Here is a 15,648-nt window from a genome sequence, read left to right as displayed (position 1 = left end):
ACATACATGTAATTTCCCTCATTATCTCTTCTTTTAAACAGAAAAAATAGCTGAAATTTCACTCAAATCAGAAAATAATGATTGTCGAAACTAAATATTGCGGTATAATTTAATGAATAAAAGCATAAAAGCGTAAAAGCAAATAAAACGGGGGTATGTCAAATGAACTGGAAAAACCTTGGAATGGGAATCGCACTGTCAAGCATGATGATCGCTGCCGGCTGCGGAAGCAAAGAAACGTCGGGAGGCAGCGGCGAAAAGACCTATCAGGTGGGTGTCACTCAAATTGTCGAGCATCCTTCTCTTGATGCTGCTTTAAAAGGATTTCAAAAAGCACTGAAAGATGAAGGTCTAAAGGTTGACTATGACGTGCAGATTGCAGGCGGCGATCAGAATAATAATCAGACCATTGCAAGCAATTTTGTCGGCGATGGCGTTGACTTGATCTTCGCCAACTCCACACCAAGTGCTCTGAGCGCACTCAATGCTACTAAAGATATTCCGATTGTTTTCACTTCAGTCACGGATCCAATAGGGGCAGGCCTAGTCGAAAGCTTTGAAAAACCGGGTGCAAACATTACCGGAACGACAGATACTCACCCTGATGCCATTCCGAATACGGTCAAATTCATAGATGAAAATGTGGACGGAAATAAGGTCGGGATGATCTATAACTCAGGTGAGCAAAACTCGGCGGCTCAAATTGATCTTGTTAAAAAAGCAGCTAAGGGAACAGATATTGAAATTGTTGAAGCATCTGTTTCAACCTCAGCTGAAGTCAAGCAGGCCGCTGAAAGCTTAGTCGGAAAAGTAGATTCTTTCTATATTATTACTGATAATACGGTCGTATCCGCTTTAGAGTCTGTTATTTCTGTTGCAGGCGACGAAGACATTCCCCTGTTTGTCGGAGAGCTTGATTCAGTAGCCAGAGGCGGTTTTGCTGCTTATGGATTTGACTACGGGGACATTGGATATGAAGCGGGCTTAAAGGCAGCTGATATCCTAAAAGGAGAAAAAAAAGCGGGAGATATCCCTGTTGATTACCCTCAGAAATTAAAACTGCAGGTCAGCAAAAAAGCGGCTGAAGCGATGAATGTTGACATAAAAGACTTTAAAGACGCTGAATTAATCGATTAAGGAGGATACACCATGTTTACTGCCCTATTCTCTTCTGTTGAATCCGGACTGATCTACGCCATCATGGCTCTTGGTGTGTATCTTTCCTTCAGGATTCTCGATTTTCCCGATCTCACCGTTGACGGCAGCTTTGTCACAGGTGCCGCGGTATGTGCTGCATTGATTGTAAATGGCGTTAACCCTTTTATCGCAACTCTGGCGGCCCTTGTCGCCGGATTTGTTGCAGGGTGCCTTACGGGAATTCTTCACACGAAAGGGAAAATCAATCCCCTGCTTTCGGGGATCCTGATGATGATTGCCTTATATTCGATAAATCTGCGGATCATGGGACAATCAAACGTCCCTTTGCTTCAGGAAAGCACGGTCTTTTCTGTTTTGCTTGATGGCTGGAATCGGCTTGGAATCGACGCATTTATACAGTCTGTATTTGTATCAGCAGGTCTTGAAGCATTTATCCCGAAAACATGGTCAGTTCTCGCAGCCATGTGCGCCATTATTGTGCTTATAAAGCTTTCACTCGATTATTTCCTGAAAACAGAAATCGGCATTGCCATCCGCGCTGTCGGTGATAATGAAAAAATGATCTCAAGCTTTTCAGCCAATACGGATCTTCTGAAAATTATCGGTCTCGGCATATCCAATGCACTTGTTGCCTTTTCTGGTGCTTTCATCGCTCAATTTTCAGGATTCAGCGATATTGGCATGGGAATCGGCATGATCATCATTGGTCTTGCATCTGTCATTATCGGGGAAGCCCTTGTCGGAACAAAAACGATCATCCGGGCAACTCTCGCTGTCATCATTGGAGCCATACTCTACCGCATTATTATTGCGCTTGCGCTTAGAGCAGACTTCCTTGAGACAGGCGATATGAAGATGATCACGGCAGCCATCGTCATCGCGGCCCTCGTCGTGCCGCAGCTGCTGGCAAAACAGAAAGAAAAAAGGAAAAAACTTCTCAGGAGAAAGGGAGATGTTCATATTGCTTGAGCTGAAGCAGATTGAAAAAGTGTTTAATGAAGGTTCTCCCGATGAGAAAAAAGCTTTGAACGGGCTTTCCCTTTCTCTTAAAAAAGGAGATTTCGTAACCGTAATCGGCAGCAATGGAGCAGGTAAATCCACCTTGCTGAACGTTATATCTGGCAGGCTTTTTCCTGATTACGGGGACGTGCTGATCGAAGGAAAATCGATGACAAACCTGCGCGAGCACAAGCGCGCCAAATACCTAGGCCGCGTTTTTCAGGATCCGATGGCCGGAACATCACCTGCGCTCACGATAGAAGAGAATCTCGCCATCGCTTATGCACGTGTCCATAAACGCACACTGAGACCCGGCGTTACAGCGAGGAGAAAAGCATTTTTCAAGGAAAAGCTGACGACGCTCGGCCTTGGACTCGAAGACAGACTCTCTGCAAAAGTCGGGCTTCTTTCAGGAGGCGAACGGCAGGCGCTTTCCCTTTTAATGGCCACGTTCACGAATCCGGGAATACTCTTGCTCGATGAGCATACAGCTGCACTTGATCCTTCCCGGGCCGACCTCATTACAAACCTGACAGAAAAGCTCGTTTCAGAAGGTCAGTTAACGACTCTGATGATTACCCACAATATGCAGCAGGCAGTCGACCTTGGCAATCGCCTTGTCATGATGGACGGCGGACGAATTATCTTTCAGGCAGAGGGAGATCAAAAGAAAAAACTGACTGTAGCCTCCCTGCTGAACGAATTTTCAAAAATAAAAGGCGGAAGCTCACTGTCAGACAAGGTCATGCTGAGTTAATAGAGGGTTACATTTCTCCGATTAGTGGTAAAGAAAGACAAATCACTAAAAGGAGATGGGTTGGATGAATCAGGAAAAACAAACATACTATATTGACGTGGCAAGCGGAGAAATCCTTCAGAATCCTGCAGAATCAAGTCCAAGCTTCAAACTGTATGCCACTCCGGCTGAGATTGATCAGCTGAAGTCCTATTACAGTGAGAACAGCTCGGCTGACTTTCAAACCTTTCAGCGCGCGCAGGTGCCATTCCGCGAATATCATCATGATGCTGAAAATAAAGCATATGACGATTCGATGAGAAAAATTTACGGGATGATTTATTTGCTTGGCGACGAAGAAGCCAAACGCCATATCGAAGAAAATGGCATCTTGAAAGATAATCATTCGGATAACCCGGAAAGCGTAGAAAATTTCAAGTAACCGCTTGATGTTACTCAACAATAAAAAAGATCCGCTGCACAGGCAGCGGATCTTTTTTCATTCTAAAGTCTTTCATACAGACATTTAATTTCTCCTTCTATTTCTTCTTTCCGGCTGTTAAGCAGGATCAGCTCATTTAGTTCACTTTGTTTATTCATATTCAGTTCAATCTCATACACCTCATGTTCAAGCTGTTCAATTTGGTTCAGTACGTCCTCAACATTTTCCCGCATTCTTATTTGCGGTTGTTTCGTTTTAAGAATTGAAGGCTGACTTTCTTTAATGCCTTTTGGAGACTGATTCATCACTGGCTCCATTTTTTCACGGGCCCAGGCATAGTTCCCATCAAAGGAGTAGAGCTTTTGCTGATGGATCCAGCATGTCTTTGTAAAAAGCTTGTTGAGGAAAAAACGGTCATGGGAAACGGCCAGGATTGTTCCCTCAAACTGCTCAATCGCATCTTCAAGCACCTCCCTGGAATCTATATCCAGATGATTTGTCGGCTCATCTAAAATAAGCACGTTCAAATCCTGCTGCATAAGCTTTGCAAGCTGAATTCTCATCCGTTCGCCGCCGCTTGTATGCTTCATTTTTTTAAAAACGGCTGGTCCGTAAAACATGAACCCTGCAAGAATGTGACGGGCTTCTTCCTCAGATACATGCACATCTTCCCTGAAAAAATCAATAATTGCAGCATCGGTGTCCTCAAGCGCAAACTGCTGGGAAAGGTAACCGATCTTAACACTGCTTCCTATTTTCACAGCCCCGCTTTCAGGTTCGACCTGTCCCATGACCATCTTCAGCAAAGTGGATTTGCCTGAGCCGTTCTCCCCGACTATGGCGGTTCTGTCCTTGTACTGAATATCCAGTGAAATCTCTTCTATAATCGTCCGATTTCCAAATGATTTTGAAGCGCCTTCAAGACACAATACTCTTTTTCCGCTTCTGTCCGTCTCTTCAAAGGACAAATCCATTTTTTTATGCTGCAGGACAGGTCGTTTCAGTTTCTCCATTCTCATGAGCGCGCGCTCCATATTTCTCGCCCGCTTATGAAGGCCCTCATTCGGGGGATTAGCCTGATTTGCCCACTCTTTCAATCTTTTAATCGCCTCTTTCATTTTTTTGATTTTTTTCTGCTGGTCCTGATAGGCCTGAAATTCCGCCAGCAGCCTTTTCTGTTTCTGGGCGATAAAACCTGAATAATTAGTATGGTAGACAGTCACTTCCCCTCCTTCAAGATCAAGGATTTTTCCAGCCGTCTCATCCAGAAACGCCCGGTCATGCGATATTACAACAACGGTACCTTTATATTCTTTGAGATAGCCCTCCAGCCATTCTACAGCTGCAATATCCAAATGGTTGGTCGGTTCATCAAGCAGCAGAATATCCGGCTGCTTTAAAAGGATCATGCCAATTGAAACTTTCGTTTTTTCTCCTCCGCTTATGGCCTGGAACTCATTATTCAGGAGTTCCTGAAGCTTCAGTCCGCTGGCAACAGCCTGCACCTTCGCATCCATTTCGTAGCCCCCGAGCAATTCAAATTGCTGCCTGCAGCTGCCGTAACGCTCCATCACCCGTTCTAGTAGATGGGGATCTTTTTCCTCAGCCATTCTCATCTCAAGTTCAGCTATCTCAGCTGACAGCTCTGTCAGTTCCGAGAACCCCTCTCTCAGCACATCTTCCACAGTCGTACCTTCAGGGAAAACAGGGATTTGCGCCAGATAGCCGATCTTTTTTCCTTTTTTAATAGCAATTGTGCCTTCGTCCGGCTGCTCAATTCCTGACAAACATTTAAAAATCGTCGTTTTCCCTGTACCATTTCTGCCTGTAAACCCAATCTTTTCGCCTTCGTTTATTTCAAAGCTCAGCTTTTCAAAAATCAGCTGGCTACCGTATGATTTTGTTAATCCCTGAACCGAACATATCGTCATTAGTAGGAACCCCTTTCAAATATAAAAAAAACCAGAATAAGCAGTTTCCTGCTTATCCTGGTTCTTCAGCGAGTTTATCTGAACGCGCCAAAACAAAAAACGGAGAGCTAATAAGCCCTCCGCATCACTTGTGGATAAGAGAATCTTCTTAACGTTTGAATGTGTTTATGCAGTTGCTGAAAAAGGACAGACGTATCCCGTCAGCAGCAAATGCATGAAAAATAGCACGACACAAATAAAGGTATGATAATTCTTTACCGTGCAGCACATTCAAACTGTTCATCTCTCATCCACCTCCGTTCCTTAAAGTACTACTATTATAACCTGCCGCTTTCAGAATTATCAATCCATTCTTCCAAATACATGTATTTTTACCATGAGGATATTCTAATAATGACTCAGGAGGAGGATTACATATGAAAAATACGAACTCGAAACTGCCCCGGTTTCCTGAACCTTACTGGAGAGACACGTCAAACCTTCCCGCTTTTCCCAAGCTTTCAAAGCACATAACTGTTGATGCTGCTGTAGTCGGAGGGGGCATTACCGGCATCACTTCAGCATATCTTCTTGCGAAAGAAGGACTTAAGGTCGCACTGATTGATTCTGATTGTCTGCTCAATGGCACGACCGGCCATACGACTGCTAAAGTTACCATTCAGCATGATCTTATTTATCACGAGCTGATTCAGCATGCAGGCACAGATGGGGCCAAACACTATTATGAAGCGAACCAGGCAGGTCTGGATTTTATAAGGAATACCGTTAAAGAAAAAAACATCCCGTGTGATTTCAGCAATCAGGATGCCGTTCTATATGCAGTTTCAGATGAATCGCTGGACAAACTCCTTAAGGAAAAAGATGCTTATGATGCTATTGGCATTCCTTATGAGTTTATTGAAAAGCTCTCGTTGAATATAGACATTAAAGGCGCCCTGGTTGTAAAAAACCAGGCTCAGTTTCACCCGCTGAATTATTTGCACGCCCTTCTTGAAGAAATGCTGCAGTCTGGTGTACAGATTTATGAAAACACAGCGATAATTGACGTGAAAGGCACAAAAGAAGAGCCTGTTCTGCTTTCAAATGAAGGTTTTGAGGTCACTTGTGAACATGTCATTGCAGCGACTCATTTTCCTTTTTATGACGGAAACGGCTTTTATTTTGCCAGAATGTATGCTGATCGTTCATACGTCATCAGTGCAAAAACGTCAAAACCGTATCCCGGCGGCATGTATCTAAGTGTCGATGAACCTAAGCGTTCGCTAAGATCCGCATCCTCCAGCGGTCAGGATGTCGTCTTGATCGGAGGCGAAGGACATAAAGCAGGCCAGGAGAAAGATACCCACAAACTTTATGAAAAGCTCGAAGGTTTTGGAGAAGAGATTTTTGGCTTGGAGGAGATTACACACAGGTGGTCCGCACAGGACTTGTTTACATTGGATAAAATCCCGTACATCGGCCCCCTCACATCAAGCAATCCCAATATCTACGCAGCCACGGGGTTTCATAAATGGGGCATGACAAACGGCACGTTTGCTGCACATATGCTCAGGGATTTAATTGTGAAGAAAGAATCACGCTATTTTGACCTTTTCACTCCGAGCCGCTTTCACTCTGACCCTGGTGTAAAAGAATTTCTGAAAGCAAATGCCGATGTAGCAAAGCACCTAATAGCAGGTAAAATCAAGCGTCCATCAAAGACACCTGATGATCTTCATGCTGATGAAGGCTGTGCGGTGATGGTGAACGGGAAAAAAGCAGGGGGCTATAAAGACGAACATGGAGTGCTTCACCTTGTGGACATGACCTGCACCCATCTCGGCTGCGAAGTGGAATGGAACAGCGGAGACCGCTCTTGGGACTGCCCGTGTCACGGGTCGAGGTTTTCTTATAAGGGTGATGTGATAGAAGGGCCGGCTGATAAGCCGCTGAAAATGATAAAGGAAGAGTAAGTTTTGCAGGGGGGAGACCTTGGGGCTTTACTTACCCTCCATTAACGTTTTTACCGGTTTACTGGGTACGATTCTGCCTTTTGCTTACCCTCCATCAACGTTTTTACCGGTTCACGGGGTACGATTCGGGCGCTTGCTTACCATCCAATAGCGTTTTTACCGGGTTGCTGGGTACGATTCTGCCTTTTGCTTACCCTCCATTAACGTTTTACCGTGTTGCTGGGTACGATTCGGGCGCTTGCTTACCCTTCAATAACGTTTTTACCGGTTCGCGGGGTACGATTCGGGCGCTTGCTTACCATCCAATAGCGTTTTACGGTTTCCGAGGGTAGGATTCCAGCATTTGCTTACCCTCCCAGATCGTTTTACGGTTTCCGAGGGTAGGATTCCAGCATTTGCTTACCCTCCCAGATCGTTTTACGGTTTCCGAGGGTACGATCCCAGAGCTTGCTTACCCTCCCAGATCGTTTTACGGTTTCCGAGGGTAGGATTCACACGCTTGCCGTGTTTTAATTGTGCAGACAAAAAAAGACTCCTTAACAGGAGTCTTTTTCAGTCATTACTTTTGAACGTTAGCAGCTTGTGGTCCACGAGCGCCTTCAACGATTTCGAAAGTAACTTCTTGGCCTTCTTCTAGAGATTTGAAGCCTTCGCCTTGAATAGCAGAGAAATGTACGAATACGTCTTCTTGACCTTCTGCTTCGATGAAACCGAAACCTTTTTCTGCGTTAAACCATTTAACTTTACCTTGTAACATGTGTGTATCCTCCTCGTGCGCCAAGCGCACAATTGTATTACTATCCCTGCTCTAAATAATATTCTTCAAGACGAGTGCCTTTTTAATCATATTACGAACAAAAATAAGTAACTTCATTATAACAAAAGCCTAAAGGACCCGCAACCGTTTCTAAGATCTTTTTAAAGTAGGAATCTACTTGTCTGTGTGCATATTATGGCAGAACACGCGCAGCGTTCTTCCACGACATGAGCCTGCCTCTCAATTGTGACACTTTTCTTACAATTGACCTCTTTTTCTACTATTTGTTCCCTGCTCATATTAAGATATAAGTTCCTATGAACCTATAATCTTACCAGATGGCAGGTGTTACACATTTTATATTACAGAACCCTGAAACTTCACGAGAAAAAGCCGTGGGTTACCTTTATACATGGTGCAGGCGGAAGCTCGTCAATTTGGTACAAGCAAATAAGGGAATTTAAAAAACATTTTAACATCTTGCTCATTGATCTGCGCGGACATGGAAGATCCGCAAAGGGGATGTGGAAAGAGGGCGATGATTTTTCAGACATTGCTGAAGAAGTTATCGATGTTCATGACCGGCTGAAAATATCCTCTTCTCATTTTGTCGGGATTTCACTTGGCACGATTGTTATTCAAACCATCGCGAAGATCAGGCCAAGGCTTCTCTCTTCCATGGTTCTCGGCGGGGCCATCACAAAACTGAACGTCTTTACGAGAATGCTGCTTGTTGTTGGCAACCTCGGCAAAAGAATTCTCCCGTATATGTGGCTTTACTCTTTGTTTGCCTGGATCATAATGCCCTATGCAACTCATAAAGAATCCCGCACGATGTTCATCAGCCAGGCAAAGAAGATGTGCCAAAAAGAGTTTATTCAATGGTTTTCACTGACGCGTTTCGTGAATCCGTACTTGATAGAGCTTCAAAAAGACTTCCACAAAATTCCTGTCCTGTTTTTAATGGGAGAACAAGACCATTTATTTTTAAAGCCGGTAAAAGAGATTGCCTCGGAAAACAAGGATGTACAGGCCGTGTACATAGCTGATTCAGGTCACGTCTGCAATATTGATCAGCCTGACAGATTCAATCATCATGCTGTCTCATTTATAGTAAAGACAGAAGCAGACCGTTTTTCTGTCCGCATAAAAAATGCCTGAATCAGGAGATGATTCAGGCATTCTTCTTTATTTCAGTTTTTTCAGTTCATTGGATACAAACTCAACGTCTGTTCCGACGATCACCTGTACATCTGTTTTCGTCAGCTTGATAACGCCTCTTGCACCAGCTTGCTTGAGTGCTTTTTCATCGATTGCACCTGCGTCCTTCACTTTAAGGCGAAGGCGCGTCACACAGTTATCAATCTCTGTCAGATTGTCGCTACCGCCAAGACCGGCCATATATTTTGCTGCCATTGCAGCATATTTGTCTCCGCCTGCAGCAGGTTCGCTGATTGCTTCTTCATCTGTCTCATCCTCGCGGCCAGGCGTTTTCAGATCAAGCTTCTTGATCAGGAAGTAGAACAGGAAGAAATAGATTGCAGCATACACAGCTCCCATGACAAGGAGCAGCCATGCATTTTTCGCAGCCGGAGCGTTAAAGTTCAATACATAATCAATGGCTCCAGCAGAGAATGTAAAGCCAAGGTGAATATCAAGCAACTGTGCTATTGCCATCGACGCACCGGTTAAGACAGCGTGGATAACATACAGCAATGGCGATAAGAACATGAACATAAACTCGATCGGTTCTGTAATACCTGTTAAAAAAGATGTAAACGCAACACCGATCAGCAACCCTGATACAGCTTTGCGGCGCTCTTTTTTAGCAGCCATAATCATGGCAGCTGCAGCTGCAGGAAGGCCGAACATCATGATCGGGAACATGCCTGACATGAAAAATCCTGCACTTGGATCACCGGCGAAGAATCGGTTAAGATCACCTGTCGCTCCGTTATATTCGCCGAATACAAACCATACCAAACTATTAATAAACTGATGAAGTCCTACTGGAATTAAGATTCGGTTTAAGAATCCATATATGGCTACACCTGCGGCACCAGCCTCGGTTAACCAGACACCCACGTTGTTGATCCCTTCCTGCACAGGACCCCAAAGATAGCCGAATGCAAGAGAGAGAATAAGCATAACGGCAGCCGTAATGATGGGAACAAACCTGCGCCCCCCAAAGAATGCGAGCCATTCAGGCAATTTTATCTCTGAAAAACGGTTATATAAGAGACCGGCTATAATACCTGCTATAATCCCCCCAAGAACGGACAGCTTAATATCCGGATTGATGACTTCGATCCCTTTCGTTAAAACCAGGTAGCCAATTGTACCTGCAAGCGCGGCCGAACCATGCCCATCCTTCGATAAGCCGATTGCAACCCCAATGGCAAAGATAAGAGCCAGATTTGCAAAAATGAAATCGCCTGTCTGCGCCAATAACGGAATGCCGAGCAGGTCATCCTGTCCAAGGCGCAGCATAAGCCCGGCAGCCGGAAGTACGGCGATCGGCAGCTGCAGTGATTTACCTATTTTCTGTAAAAACCCCAACATAATAATTCCCCCTTACTTGTTTTTATTATCGAAAAAGCGATGAATCGCTTGTTTCAATCTCCCTTGAGCCTCATGAATATTGAGGCCTGCTTCTTCCCGAGATGCATGTGTGACTGTCATGAAAATGGCTTCTTTAAGATTGTACTGCGTTTTTTCCATGGTTAGTCCTGCTGTTTCCTCATCAATGCCCGTCGTTTCCGCCAAAATCAACTCTGCCCGCTTTTTCAGTTTGCGGTTGATCAGTTTCATGTCGGCCATCTCGTTTCCGTATACTTTCCCAAGCTGAATCATGACGCTTGTTGAGATCATGTTCAGAGCGATTTTTTGAGAAGTCCCCGCTTTTAGTCTTGTTGACCCCCGTATGACTTCAGGTCCAGTTGTAAGTTCTATGGCAACATCAGCTATCTTGGATATGACGGAATGTTCATTGTTGCTGATCGATATTGCACAGGCACCCGCCTGTTTCGCATAGTCAAGGCCGCTTACAGCAAACGGAGTTGAACCGCTGGCTGTGATGCCGATGACACAGTCCTGCTCAGCCAGTGAATGGGATTTCAATTCCTCCCTGATGGCGTTTTCATCGTCTTCAGTCTCCTCAAGCGGCATCCACATCGCTTCATTTCCTCCGGATACAATGGCCGTCCATCTGTCTTCCTCTACAGAAAAAGTCGGTCCGAGCTCCACAGCATCCAGCATGCCCACTCTTCCGCTGGTTCCTGCTCCAATCACAAACACTCTTCCGCCTTTGTTCCATCGCACTACAATTTCATCGGCTGCTTCAGCAATTTTGGGAAGTGCTTTCTCCACAGCAGCAGATATTGCCGCGTCCTCCTGGTGCATAAGTTTAACCATCTCATAGGAAGTCATTTCATCAATGGCAGACGTTCGGATGTTTTTTTCTTCTGTTGCGCGTTTTTTCATGAGAATCGCTCCATATCAATGGTGAATTTATAGCGGTCAGCCCGGTAAACAGATTTAACGACTTCAAGGGGTTTATTTGATTCAAGCGTGCTTCTCCGCTCGATCATCAGGACCGGGGCACCTTCTTCGACCTGGAGCATTTCCGCTTCTGTCCTTCTGGCAATAGAGGCCTCAAGAACTTGGCGTCCATGCTGAATCTTCAGTCCCAGTTTATTTTCCACGTACTCATAGATAGAAGATTGAGCGATTTCTTCGGTCAGATCGGGTGCCACTTCTTTTGAAATGTACAGCATTTCATAGGCCATCGGCAGCTGGTCTGCAAGCCGGATCCGTTTTAATTCAAAAAGGGATGTTCCCGCTTCCACCTCAAGCTTGGAAGCAAGGTCATGACTTGCAGGCACTTCCTTGAAGCTGATGACCCGCGTACTTGGTTCAAGGCCCCGCGACCTCATATCCTCAGAAAAACTGGTCAGCCCCTGAAGCGGCTGTTCAATTTTCTGGTGGGCGACAAACGTTCCCTTCCCTCTCTGTCTGTAAAGAAATCCGTCATTTACAAGGTTAGAAAGAGCTTGTCTGACAGTCATTCTGCTGATTCCGTACTTTTCCGCGTATTCTCTCTCTGATGGAATCATCCGGCCTGGTGTCAGCTCCTGATTTTGAATTGCTTCTTTGATGGCTTCTTCGAGCTGATAGTAGATTGGCAGGGGTGAGTTCTTTTGAATCATCTTGCAAACATCTTCCTTTCATCCGGCTGAAGCTTTGACAGGGCTTCCCGGTCTGCAATAATCACTGCATTCGGGTGGTTTCTAAGGACAGTCGCCGGAATATCTTCAGATACATCCGCATGAAAAAGATCATTTAATATAGCTGCTTTTTGAACACCTGATGCAAGAAGAAGAATTTTTTTGCTTCTCATGATTGAAGCGATTCCCATGGTAACCGCATGTTTCGGTACATCTTCGATTCTGTCGAAATACCTTGCATTCGCTTCGCGGGTCGATTGTGCAAGCTTCACAAGATGGGTGTTTGAATCAAATGAGCTGCCCGGTTCATTAAATCCAATGTGCCCGTTCTGACCTATTCCCAGAAGCTGCAGGTCAATGCCGCCGCTTTCGCTGATCAGCCTGTCGTAATCCCCGCACTCTTTCTCTAAATCGGATGCTTCTCCGTCAGGAAGATGTGTATTGGCAGCAGAGACATTGACGCTGTCAAAAAAATGCTTTTTCATGTACGTATGATAGCTGTTTTCATCATCTTTATGGAGACCTGCATACTCATCCAGATTAAAAGTTCTAACTTCAGAGTAGTCTGTTCCGTTATCCTGATGGTCAAGGATCAGCTGCTGATAGGTGCCTAAAACCGTTCCTCCCGTTGCAAGCCCAAGCACTGTGTCTTTTTTGGACCGGACCTGCTCTGAGATCATTCTTGAAGCAAGTATGCTCATTTCCTTGTAATCCTTCGCTTCAATCAGCTTCATTTGTCAGCACTCCCTGTAAAAGATATCGTTCCTCTGCAGATCGTCATCATCACATTTAACTCGTCATCGAGCACGGCAATGTCTGCATCTTTTCCCTTCTCAAGGCTCCCTTTTCTGTCGTAGACCCCAATTTGTTTAGCAGGATTAACAGATGACATCGTGACAGCATCCAAAAGAGAGCATCCCGTGAATGACATCATGTTGACCGCTGCATCTCTAAATGTAAGAATACTTCCCGCCAGTGTTCCATCGGCGAGTGTCGCCCGCTCCCCGTCAACTGTTACTTCCTGTCCGCCAAGATCGTATGTGCCTGGACCGAGCCCTTTAGCACGCATGGCATCTGTTATGAGAATGGCCCTTTCACTGCCTTTCATTCTATAAGCAAACTTGACCATTTCAGGTGCAATATGAATGCCGTCCACAATCATTTCCGTCATCACTTCATCCTTCATCAGAACAGCGCCGGCAGTGCCTGCATCGCGATGATGAATGCCTCTCATCCCGTTGAAAAGATGTGTTGCATGATGAACTCCGCTTGCAACCGCCGTCTCCACTTCCTGATAAACAGCATCACTGTGGCCGATTGACGGGACGATTGACAAACTCTTTAAATGGCTCGCAAGCTCATACCCGCCTTCGCGTTCCGCTGCCAGTGTCACAAGTTTGATACTTCCGCCTGACTCTTCATGCCACCTGTCAAAAAGTTCAACTGAGGGTTCAATAATATTTCCGGGTGCCTGAGCTCCTGCGCGTTTCGGATTTAAAAATGGACCTTCAAGGTGAATGCCAAGGATCTCTGCACCGGTTTGATTTTTTTCTTTTAAGTATCCGGCTGTATTAACAAGCGCTTTAGAAATTTGTTCTTTACTTGAAGTCATTGTAGTTGCCAGAAAACTTGTTGTTCCTTCAAATGGAAGCTTTGAAGTCATTGTTTGCAGCGCTTCTTCAGTAGCATCCATCACATCCGCGCCATGTGCGCCGTGGATGTGGAGATCAATAAACCCCGGCACGGCCTTTGCAGCGTGCTTTAAATCAATTACGCGCTCAAATCCGCTCTGCTCCTGATAATCCTCCATCATCCCGACTTCTTTTATTTTTTCATCTTCTATTAAAACGTACCCACTCTCAATAATGGATTCGCCAGTATAAATTTCAGCGTTCAATAAGCATATTTGTGCCATCATTACAGCTCCTTGCATCCGTTTTCACACATACTATAACATCTATTCAACTAGTTGTCTATACCAGTTTATATTTCATTCATTTCCCTTAACTTACCCTGGCCTCCTTCCGCGCATCCGCCTTACTCCAACTTCCGTTAAAAGAAACTTAGAACGACATTTGTCCGTCATAACTCCAGGAAAAATATGCTAAAATAAATGAGAGGAGGTCTGTCATGAAGTTTAAAGTAAAGCGAAACCCAATTCTTGTATGTATCATCGTGTTTTTAATTCTTTTCCCGTTTTTTCTCCTGTATCAGGGTGAACCCGCGGCACCTCTTGTTTTTCCTTTTTTAATTGCAGCCTTTCTTGCACATGCTCTTTTTAACTCCTATTTTGTCATTGCAGATCAGAAACTGAAAATTGTATTCGGACTCATCAGAAAAGAAATTTTTATTAGAGACATGAAAGAAGTGCACTATTCAATGAATCCACTATCTTCACCGGCCTGGACATTCAAGCGCCTGAAAATTGTGTACACAGGTTCTTTTTCATCAAGCCGCCCTGCCTATTCAAAATTTGCGCTTGTTTCGCTGCCAAAAGATGAAAAACGTTTCTTCAGGGAGCTGACGATGATTAATCCGGGTATTTCCACTCCAATATAAAGCATCCCTTTTCACTTTCAGGTTTTAGATAAAGGAAAGGAAGGAATACATACACTATCACGTTTAAAGGAGATGTATGTATGAATAAGCAGACACTGAACAAAGAAGTTCTGGACGTTCTTGAGAAACACAAAGTCGGCACATTGTCCACCGTCGTGGACGATAAACCCCACTCCCGCTATATGACCTTTTCCAATGATGAACTCATGCTCTATACCCCGACTAATGTTCACACGCACAAAGCAGATGAAATTGAAAAAAATCCGAACGTACATATCCTGCTTGGCTATGAAGGTGAGGGATATGGTGATTCCTATGTAGAGTTTGAAGGAACAGCGGAAATCAGCACAGACCAGGAACTGAAAGACCGTATCTGGAATGAGCATATGAAAAATTGGTTCAAGGGTCCTGATGACCCGGACTATATTGTTCTTGCCATTAAACCGAACAAGATCCGCCTGATGAACAGCGGACAGAAAACACCTCAGACACTGGATGTCTGATCCGCTTATGCCAATTCCTTGTTTTCACCCGGCCATCGTGAGAAAATAAGGGACGAATGAAAGCATAAAGGGTGATTTCATGTACTATGTTGTAGTTGATATAGGCTGCTCAGACTGTGGAGAGGCTTCAAACGTAGTTGGTGTCTTTACAGAAGAAGATAAAGCACGCACAGCTTTAGAGCAGTATAAAAAAGCAAACAAGCTTGACTTGTATGGCGACGACCACCAGTTTTTAATTTACGGGGTAAAGGAACTGAATCAAATCCACAATGACAGTTTTGACCACTGTATTTATGACAGTCATGAAGACTAGCATCCGGCGCCTGTACTGGCGCCGTTTTTTTATTAAGCAACTCCTTCCAATTTGAGCAAAACGGTTGATGCT

The 15,648-nt window shown here is 44.7% G+C and carries 17 protein-coding genes; 9 read left to right on the top strand and 8 right to left on the bottom strand.

Annotation, left to right across the window (positions count from 1 at the left end):
• Positions 1–204 precede the first annotated feature (204 nt).
• The 4 genes from AZ46_RS02070 to AZ46_RS02055 all read left to right on the top strand — a co-directional run bounded on the left by AZ46_RS02070 (position 205) and on the right by AZ46_RS02055 (position 3,335).
• A complete protein-coding gene (locus AZ46_RS02070; RefSeq protein ID WP_234703382.1) occupies positions 205–1,137 on the top strand; it encodes an ABC transporter substrate-binding protein in 933 nt (310 codons plus the stop codon).
• Positions 1,138–1,149: 12 nt separating this feature from the next.
• Positions 1,150–2,127 (top strand): ABC transporter permease, encoded by a 978-nt coding sequence (locus tag AZ46_RS02065; protein WP_029281930.1) that lies wholly within the window; start codon positions 1,150–1,152, stop codon positions 2,125–2,127.
• Entirely contained in the window at positions 2,120–2,914 is a 795-nt protein-coding gene (locus AZ46_RS02060; protein WP_029281932.1) for an ABC transporter ATP-binding protein, read from the top strand. The genes AZ46_RS02065 and AZ46_RS02060 overlap by 8 nt, the downstream gene beginning before the upstream one ends.
• A gap of 64 nt (positions 2,915–2,978) precedes the next feature.
• A complete protein-coding gene (locus AZ46_RS02055; RefSeq protein WP_051865114.1) occupies positions 2,979–3,335 on the top strand; it encodes a hypothetical protein in 357 nt (118 codons plus the stop codon).
• 62 nt (positions 3,336–3,397) lie between these two features.
• Here the strand turns inward: AZ46_RS02055 and abc-f are convergent, their stop codons facing one another.
• Both abc-f and AZ46_RS22480 read right to left on the bottom strand, forming a co-directional pair.
• Positions 3,398–5,266 (bottom strand): ribosomal protection-like ABC-F family protein, encoded by a 1,869-nt coding sequence (gene abc-f, locus AZ46_RS02050; protein ID WP_029281936.1) that lies wholly within the window; start codon positions 5,264–5,266, stop codon positions 3,398–3,400.
• Between the two features lie 148 nt (positions 5,267–5,414).
• The gene (locus AZ46_RS22480) at positions 5,415–5,549 is read right to left on the bottom strand and encodes an RAxF-45 family protein (protein ID WP_277987863.1); all 135 of its coding nucleotides are present in this window, start codon (positions 5,547–5,549) and stop codon (positions 5,415–5,417) included.
• Positions 5,550–5,682: 133 nt separating this feature from the next.
• Between AZ46_RS22480 and AZ46_RS02045 the strand changes: the two genes are divergently transcribed.
• A complete protein-coding gene (locus AZ46_RS02045; protein ID WP_029281938.1) occupies positions 5,683–7,218 on the top strand; it encodes an FAD-dependent oxidoreductase in 1,536 nt (511 codons plus the stop codon).
• A gap of 559 nt (positions 7,219–7,777) precedes the next feature.
• Here the strand turns inward: AZ46_RS02045 and AZ46_RS02040 are convergent.
• Positions 7,778–7,975: a cold-shock protein gene (locus tag AZ46_RS02040; protein WP_029281940.1), complete on the bottom strand. Its 198-nt coding sequence runs from the start codon at positions 7,973–7,975 to the stop codon at positions 7,778–7,780.
• A gap of 345 nt (positions 7,976–8,320) precedes the next feature.
• On the opposite strand from AZ46_RS02040, the gene AZ46_RS02035 reads away from it, so the two are divergent.
• Positions 8,321–9,136 (top strand): alpha/beta fold hydrolase, encoded by an 816-nt coding sequence (locus AZ46_RS02035; RefSeq protein WP_324606977.1) that lies wholly within the window; start codon positions 8,321–8,323, stop codon positions 9,134–9,136.
• Between the two features lie 27 nt (positions 9,137–9,163).
• Here AZ46_RS02035 and nagE read toward each other — a convergent pair whose 3' ends face one another.
• Genes nagE through nagA form a run of 5 tightly spaced genes read right to left on the bottom strand, consistent with a single transcriptional unit; the run spans position 9,164 to position 14,116 of the window.
• On the bottom strand, positions 9,164–10,537 hold the full coding sequence (gene nagE, locus AZ46_RS02030; RefSeq protein ID WP_029281944.1) for an N-acetylglucosamine-specific PTS transporter subunit IIBC: 1,374 nt from the start codon (positions 10,535–10,537) through the stop codon (positions 9,164–9,166).
• 12 nt (positions 10,538–10,549) lie between these two features.
• Positions 10,550–11,458, bottom strand: coding sequence for an N-acetylmuramic acid 6-phosphate etherase (gene murQ / locus AZ46_RS02025; RefSeq protein ID WP_029281946.1), 909 nt, complete (start codon positions 11,456–11,458; stop codon positions 10,550–10,552).
• Positions 11,455–12,183, bottom strand: coding sequence for a GntR family transcriptional regulator (locus AZ46_RS02020; protein WP_029281948.1), 729 nt, complete (start codon positions 12,181–12,183; stop codon positions 11,455–11,457). The genes murQ and AZ46_RS02020 overlap by 4 nt, the downstream gene beginning before the upstream one ends.
• Positions 12,180–12,935 (bottom strand): glucosamine-6-phosphate deaminase, encoded by a 756-nt coding sequence (gene nagB / locus AZ46_RS02015; RefSeq protein ID WP_029281950.1) that lies wholly within the window; start codon positions 12,933–12,935, stop codon positions 12,180–12,182. Before nagB ends, AZ46_RS02020 begins: the two co-directional genes overlap by 4 nt.
• Positions 12,932–14,116, bottom strand: a complete 1,185-nt coding sequence (gene nagA, locus AZ46_RS02010) for an N-acetylglucosamine-6-phosphate deacetylase (protein ID WP_029281952.1) — start codon at positions 14,114–14,116, stop codon at positions 12,932–12,934. Before nagA ends, nagB begins: the two co-directional genes overlap by 4 nt.
• A gap of 215 nt (positions 14,117–14,331) precedes the next feature.
• Between nagA and AZ46_RS02005 the strand changes: the two genes are divergently transcribed.
• The 3 genes from AZ46_RS02005 (at position 14,332) to AZ46_RS01995 (ending at position 15,576) form a co-directional block, all read left to right on the top strand.
• Positions 14,332–14,760: a PH domain-containing protein gene (locus tag AZ46_RS02005; RefSeq protein WP_029281954.1), complete on the top strand. Its 429-nt coding sequence runs from the start codon at positions 14,332–14,334 to the stop codon at positions 14,758–14,760.
• Between the two features lie 80 nt (positions 14,761–14,840).
• Complete coding sequence (locus AZ46_RS02000; protein WP_029281955.1) at positions 14,841–15,263, top strand: pyridoxamine 5'-phosphate oxidase family protein; 423 nt, start codon at positions 14,841–14,843, stop codon at positions 15,261–15,263.
• Between the two features lie 79 nt (positions 15,264–15,342).
• Positions 15,343–15,576, top strand: coding sequence for a hypothetical protein (locus tag AZ46_RS01995; protein WP_029281957.1), 234 nt, complete (start codon positions 15,343–15,345; stop codon positions 15,574–15,576).
• Positions 15,577–15,648 lie beyond the last annotated feature (72 nt).

The sequence above is a fragment of the Metabacillus indicus LMG 22858 genome, assembly GCF_000708755.2.
Classification (GTDB): domain Bacteria; phylum Bacillota; class Bacilli; order Bacillales; family Bacillaceae; genus Bacillus_P; species Bacillus_P indicus.
The sequence above is the reverse complement of the archived record's forward strand: the minus strand, read 5'-3'. Positions and strand labels throughout refer to the sequence as shown.